The sequence below is a fragment of the Mesorhizobium sp. L103C105A0 genome, assembly GCF_000502215.1.
Classification (GTDB): domain Bacteria; phylum Pseudomonadota; class Alphaproteobacteria; order Rhizobiales; family Rhizobiaceae; genus Mesorhizobium.
In genome coordinates, this window is the sequence record NZ_AYXF01000042.1 from 1 (window position 1) to 1,534 (window position 1,534).

The 1,534-nt window shown below is 61.6% G+C and carries 1 pseudogene; it reads right to left on the minus strand.

Features of this window, described 5'->3' with window-relative positions:
- Positions 1-1,320, minus strand: a pseudogene (locus X727_RS01000000165430) (KUP/HAK/KT family potassium transporter); the annotation flags it as partial.
- Positions 1,321-1,534: the final 214 nt, after the last annotated feature.

Genomic DNA, 1,534 nt, shown 5'->3' on the forward strand with positions numbered 1-1,534 from the left:
GCACCCAGGTCCACATCGCCAGAACGATGGTGAAGGCCACCGCAAGCGACGCCCAGCCGCCCTCGAACACCTTCACGATGTTGGAGGCGAAGAAGCCGATGTCGATGAAGCCGAACACCGCCGTCATGGCGACCGCCACCCACAGCCGCCATTTCCAGATGCGCGTCATGACGACGAACAGCAGCACCGTCGTCACCAGCATGTTGCCGGTCACCGAGATGCCATAGGCGGAGGCCAGCTTGCTCGATTCGCCGAAACCGACGACCAGCAACATCACCGCCAACGCCAGCAAAACATTGACGCGGGGCATGTAGATCTGGCCCGACTGCCGTTCCGACGTGTGCAGGATTTCGAGGCGCGGCAGCATATTGAGCTGCANGTCGCCGCGGTTGCCAATACCACCATCGGGATCAGCGTCCAGCCTTCGTTCATCTCGAAGAATGGATGGCCGACGTGACCGTTCTTCGCCAGCACGAAAGCGCCCTGCCCGGCATAGTTTAGCAGTAGGCAGGGAAACACGATGGCCAGCCAGGCGAGCACGATGGGCTTGCGGCCGAAATGGCCGAGATCGGCATAAAGCGCTTCGGCGCCGGTGACGGCGAGGAAGATGGCGCCGATGGTGACGAAGGCGACATCGGGCGAATTGATCAGGAAGGCGACGATGTAGTGCGGGCTGACCGCCCACAGGATTTCGGGATCGGCGATGATGTGGTTCAAGCCCGAAAGACCGATAGCCAGGAACCAGACCGCCGTGATCGGGCCAAAGATCAGCGCCACACCGCCGGTCCCGAAGCGCTGCACCGAAAACAGGATCGCCAGGATGACCAGCGTCAGCGGCACGACGTAGGGCTGGAAGGTCGGGGTAACGACATTCATGCCTTCAACCGCCGAAAGCACCGAGATTGCCGGCGTGATGACGGCGTCACCGAAGAACAATGACGCGCCGACAACACCGATGGCCAGGATGATCGCCGAGCGGGTCGGGAAACTGCCGCGCGCCAGCGCCATCAGCGACAGCACGCCGCCCTCGCCTCGGTTGTCGGCTCTGAGCACGAACATGATGTATTTGATGGTGACGATAATCGTCAACGACCAGATGATCAGCGACAGCACGCCCAGAATATCGCCGCGCTCGGCGATTTCGCCGCCGGAGGACGCAACAAGCGCTTCCCGGAAGGCGTAGATCGGGCTGGTGCCGATGTCGCCATAGACCACACCGAGCGCGCCCAGCATCAGAACTTTGGTGCTGTGCTGTTCGATTTCGGGATGGCTCGATTGTTCGACGGGTTCTGCCTCAATACCAGCATTGGTAAGGGCCATGGACGACACTCCGATAAGCGCGCGGTGCTCTACGCTTGCTGCGATGCAATATCAAGTGCCGTGACGGTAGGGCTACCATGTTCCCAGCGCAGGGCTTGCCCCGCAATGACCGGTGCGTGGCGTCAAAGGCTGCCGGAAACCTCAGATCGCCACCTGCGTGCCGATCTCGACCACACGTCCGGTCGGGATCTGGAAATACTCCGTCGCATCGGCC